We start from the raw sequence: 4,825 nt of genomic DNA on the forward strand, positions 1-4,825 counted from the left end.
CAAGAAAATTTCCCCTCTTCCCCCCCCCCTATGCACGAATCCTCCTCATCACCCGCAAAAGCAGTCGTTATCGGGAGTGGCTTTGGCGGAATCGCCGCCGCCATCCGCCTGCAAGCCAAAGGATACCAGACGACCTTGCTTGAAATGCGTGATAAACCCGGTGGCCGTGCTTACGTTTATCAACAGGATGGGTTCACCTTTGACGCAGGACCGACGATTATTACCGCCCCTTTCCTGATTGATGAACTCTTCGAGTTCGGCGGCAAAAAAACCACGGACTATATTAATATTGTCCCTTGCGACCCCTTTTACCGGATCGTTTTCCATGACGGGAAGGTTTTTAATTATAACGGGATCGAGGAGCAAATCGTCCAAGAAATCAAAAAGTTTAACCCTGATGATGTCCCCGGTTATTTTGAATTCGTCAAAAAGACCCGAGCCATTTTCGACCGTGGATTCACCGACCTAGCGGATGAACCCTTCTCCCGTGTCACAGACATGATCCGTGTCGCCCCTGACCTGATCAAGCTCCAGTCACACTTGTCGGTTTACACACTCGTTTCAAAATATTTTAAAGATCCTTACCTGCGCGTTGTTTTCAGTTTCCATCCTTTACTGATCGGGGGTAACCCCTTCCAATCATCCTCCATTTACGCCATGATCCATTATCTTGAAAGAAAATGGGGCGTGCATTTTGCCATGGGAGGAACCGGTGCACTGGTTAATGCACTGGTCAAACATTTTGAATTGCTCGGGGGCAAATTTCTCTTGAATTCCAAGGTTGAGGAGATTCTGGTCAAAAACGGCGCTGTCTCGGGAGTCCGTCTCGTGGGTGGAGATACCCATGATGCACATGTCGTCGTATCGAATGGTGATGTGGCCAATGTTTACCGCAAACTGGTAAAACCTGAGCACCGCCGGAAATGGACCGATAAAAAAATCGAATCCATGCGGTATTCCATGGGACTTTTCCTGATTTATTTTGGGACTGACCGCACTTATCCCGATATTGCCCATCACAGTATCGTCCTGGCGGAGCGCTACAAGGATCTCCTTAATGATATTTTTAATCACAAAATCCTCCCGAAAGATTTTTCCCTCTACCTACACGCCCCGACTCGGACAGACAAATCCCTCGCTCCCGAGGGTTGCGAATGTTTTTATGTCCTTTCTCCCGTGGCCAATCTCAAGGGGAATATTGATTGGGAAAAAGAAAAAGACCGTTACGCCGAGGCCATCCTCACTTCCTTGGAAACAATTTGCCCCGACTTACGCAAACACATCGTCACTAAACGTATCCTTACCCCGCTGGATTTTGAAAAAGACCTCGATGCCTACGCCGGATCGGCTTTTCAATTTGAACCCGTCCTCTGGCAGAGTGCTTGGTTCCGCCCTCATAATGTGAGCGAGGATGTCAAAAACCTCTTTCTCGTAGGCGCCGGCACTCATCCTGGTGCAGGAATGCCAGGGGTCCTGAGTAGTGCTAAGATGCTGGAAAAAATCCTGCCCTCCCCTGAAGAGTTCGTTTAGCCCGCGTTAATCCCCCTCCTCGTCTTTTTGCCGGGGTTCATCCGGGGATTTTTTTTGTTTCTTCGATTGGCCGGAGACACCCGCTTTTTTTAATTCTTCCGGGACCATGTGGAGCAATTTGCGGTAACGTTCGCGTAAATCCAAAGTCCCCATAATGTCCTGGCGGTAATCAGCCCTTTTCAAGATTAGATAAGAGACCAGGTCCGAGAGGGTTTCCGGGTCACGGGTTTGATCTAGGTAATTAATCACCTGGTCAGGCAAGGGACTACTATTGACTGTGATCTCCTGGATGATCTCCCGGAGGCGTCCAGCCAAAGCATCGACCTCGATATTATCACAATTTGTGGACGTGAGGGGTACTATCCTCGCCACCAATAAGGGAGATGTCTGGACAAAATCCGTCAGGCGCACCCGTGAGATGCCTTGTAAAATCAATTGTGACGTCCCGTCATCCTGGCCGACACAAGCCCGGATGACCCCGACTCCGGCAATAATATTGTGGCCATTTTTATCGCCAGATGGTGGTGATAAATGGTCCGGTGATACAATGCCGAGCATCCGGTCGCCATCGAGGCATTCCTTGAGCATTTTGCGGTAGCGGGGTTCAAAAATATATAGGGGGAGGAGCCCCTGTGGAAAAAGGGTTAACCCGGTTAGAACCATGAAGGGCAAAGGTGAGGGTATTTGCACCCAACAATATACCTGCCTATCCCAGCCGCGCAAGGGACAGAAACAAGAATAAACTGATGGAGTCGCTTTCCTTGACTTTGACTTGCACTCACCCTTACTTTACAAACCCTCATCGGCCTTCCATTATTATGCCCCATAAAAGTAGCATCATTCGAAAAATCATTTCCCCTTTCTACGGGTCTTTCTGGGTGGCCACTGGTGGTATTTTAGGGACCCTGTCACGATATGGGATGGACACTCTTTTCCCCATTCCCCACATCTCCCACCCGAGTTTCCCCTGGACCACTTTTTGGATTAATATCAGTGGAGCCGCCTTACTGGGATTCCTGATTGCATGGACGGAGGAAACTCATAATCACCCTAAATGGCTCAGGCCATTCGGGGCAATTGGTTTTTGCGGGGCCTACACCACTCTCTCCACCGCCAATGTGGAGTTTATCATCCTCTGCCGCGCCGACCTCGCAGGAACTGCGCTGACTTACATCGCGGCAAGTATCTTCTGCGGGTTGATCGCCGTCACCCTCACGACAGCCATCGCCGTGGCGGTGTTTACAAAAGGTACCCGCACACAAAAGGCGTCACACCCATGAGCACCCTTATCCTTCTGGCGATTTGTGGGGCACTCGGTTCCCTTCTCCGATACCATGTCGGGGCCTTTGTCCACTCATCAGTGAACCGGGTCCTCGCATCGGAAAAAGAATTTCCTTACGGGACATTATTCGTGAATGTATTCGGTTCCTTTATTCTCGGTTTCCTCGTCGGGGTATCGATTCACCACACACTCCCCCCGATTGTCATGACTGCTTTAGGGATCGGTTTTTGCGGGGCATTAACCACTTTCTCCAGCCTCGCCGTCGATGTACAGAGATTCATCCGTGACAGGAGATATCTCCCTGCTTTCTGGAACCTTCTCCTGACTTTTATCCTCGGGATCGGGGCTGCATGGCTTGGTTTCATCCTCACCAAATTCTAGCCCCCCCCTAATGGCAGTCTCTACTCTCAGAATTTATGCCCCGATTTTTTTGAGCGCCTCGCGCAAGTTCCACTTCCGGGCAGTCAAAGCCTCAAAAGCAATTTGCGCGGGACAACCGGCGATTTGGGAAACAGTCCGAATGGCCCGGGCCTTGAGTTTTTCATTCGTGGGCGCGACATCGATCATATAGTTACTGATCACTTTACCGATTTTGACCATCGAAAGGGTCGTTAACATATTGAGCACGAGTTTTGTCGCCGTGCCCGAACGCAACCGCGTGGAGCCTGTCAAAGTTTCCGGGCCTGTGGCCAGATGAATACTGACATCCGGACGGAAAGGTTCCTCCCCACGCATTTTGGGGTTACAAGAAATCATGATGGTTTTCGCGCGCAATTTGCGCGCCTGGGCCAAGGCCGCCCAGACATAAGGCGTCCTGCCGGAAGCTGCTATCCCGCACACGACATCTTTCGATGTGATCCCCCGGGCCTTCATGACTTCTTCACCGGCCTGACGGTTATCTTCGGCTCCCTCGATGCCAGTCGTAATCGCGCGGGCGCCCCCGGCAATAATACCTTGAACCATCTGCGGTGGTGCACTAAATGTCGGCGGGCACTCACTCGCATCGAGGATACCCAATCGCCCGCTGGTTCCTGCCCCCACATAAAAAAGCCGGCCTCCTTTGCGCAATTTGCCCGCAATGATATCGATCGCCTCCGCAATTTGCGCAGACTCGCAACGCAAGGCAGTGAAAAGGAACCGCTCATCCTCGGCGATCATCATCTCCACCTGCTTGCGTGTGGACACTTCCGAGAGTTTAACCGTCCGGGGATTGCGGTCTTCGGTTGCAATCTTCGACAGGTCCACTAAGGGCATGGCTGTACCGCCCTTCCCCCCCTTTACGGGTGAGGGAGAGGAAATATTACCGGTTTTCCCCGCAGCAAAAAGTGCCGCCCCGGTGGCCCCGTCATACTTTACCTGAATAATTTGCGCGGGGATTTTTTGTTTCTTAAGCTCTGTCAAAAGCAATTTGCGCAGCAGTGGACGATTCTCGAAAAGCCCACCGATCAATGCCACCGGAAAAGGCCCCTTGATCTTCAGCTTTTTCTGGACGATACCGATATTCCGGGCGAAATCAGAGGCCGCGGCTCCGGTGATTTGTAATGCGGGGAGATTCTTGTCCGCAGCAGCCGCAAAAACTTCCGGGGCTAGCTGCGCAATTTGCGCTTTGTCGGCGCCTTGTCCCCAGGAAATTAATTCCCGGGGGGAATTCATCGAAAGCACTCTGAGAATCCGCACACCCAGCGCATCGACCTTTTCTTGTTCATCATAAACCTCGAATACCTTACGCAAAGCCTGATGTCCGATCCAATAAGCACTGCCGCTGTCTCCGAGCAAATGTCCCCAGCCACCGGCCTTTGTTTTTTGACTGCCTTTCATGCCAAAGACACAGGAACCGGTTCCTGCCAAGGCAATCACCCCTTCGCCCTGACCAAAGGCCGCAAATACGGCGGAGACCAGATCGTTATCAATCATCAGTCGTGTTTGTGCCCCAAAAACCGTTTGTGCGGCCTTACGGACTTTCTCCCTAGTCGCCGTGTCGATCACTCCGGCGATACATAACCCGATCAAAAG

Annotated in this window: 5 protein-coding genes; 3 read left to right on the forward strand and 2 right to left on the reverse strand. The window is 51.6% G+C overall.

Annotated elements, in window-relative coordinates:
* The first annotated feature begins 30 nt into the window (after positions 1-30).
* Positions 31-1,530, forward strand: coding sequence for a phytoene desaturase (locus tag SGI98_07470; protein ID MDZ4743241.1), 1,500 nt, complete (start codon positions 31-33; stop codon positions 1,528-1,530).
* Between the two features lie 6 nt (positions 1,531-1,536).
* On the opposite strand, the gene SGI98_07475 is transcribed toward SGI98_07470, so the two are convergent.
* The gene (locus SGI98_07475) at positions 1,537-2,220 is read right to left on the reverse strand and encodes an LON peptidase substrate-binding domain-containing protein (protein MDZ4743242.1); all 684 of its coding nucleotides are present in this window, start codon (positions 2,218-2,220) and stop codon (positions 1,537-1,539) included.
* 56 nt (positions 2,221-2,276) lie between these two features.
* On the opposite strand from SGI98_07475, the gene SGI98_07480 reads away from it, so the two are divergent.
* The gene (locus SGI98_07480) at positions 2,277-2,810 is read left to right on the forward strand and encodes a CrcB family protein (protein ID MDZ4743243.1); all 534 of its coding nucleotides are present in this window, start codon (positions 2,277-2,279) and stop codon (positions 2,808-2,810) included.
* Positions 2,807-3,193: a fluoride efflux transporter CrcB gene (crcB, locus tag SGI98_07485; GenBank protein ID MDZ4743244.1), complete on the forward strand. Its 387-nt coding sequence runs from the start codon at positions 2,807-2,809 to the stop codon at positions 3,191-3,193. Before SGI98_07480 ends, crcB begins: the two co-directional genes overlap by 4 nt.
* 33 nt (positions 3,194-3,226) lie before the next feature.
* Here the strand turns inward: crcB and murQ are convergent.
* Positions 3,227-4,825 (reverse strand): N-acetylmuramic acid 6-phosphate etherase (gene murQ / locus SGI98_07490; GenBank protein ID MDZ4743245.1); only part of this gene is annotated, 1,599 nt, incomplete at its 5' end.

Source organism: Verrucomicrobiota bacterium (assembly GCA_034440155.1).
Lineage (GTDB): Bacteria > Verrucomicrobiota > Verrucomicrobiia > JAWXBN01 > JAWXBN01 > JAWXBN01.

What these genes read in the sequence shown, in the direction of transcription:
- SGI98_07470 (MDZ4743241.1), top strand. Translation starts at nt 31, where the DNA reads ATGCACGAATCCTCCTCATCACCCGCAAAAGCAGTCGTTATCGGGAGT.
- SGI98_07480 (MDZ4743243.1), top strand. Translation starts at nt 2,277, where the DNA reads ATGGAGTCGCTTTCCTTGACTTTGACTTGCACTCACCCTTACTTTACA.
- crcB (MDZ4743244.1), top strand. Translation starts at nt 2,807, where the DNA reads ATGAGCACCCTTATCCTTCTGGCGATTTGTGGGGCACTCGGTTCCCTT.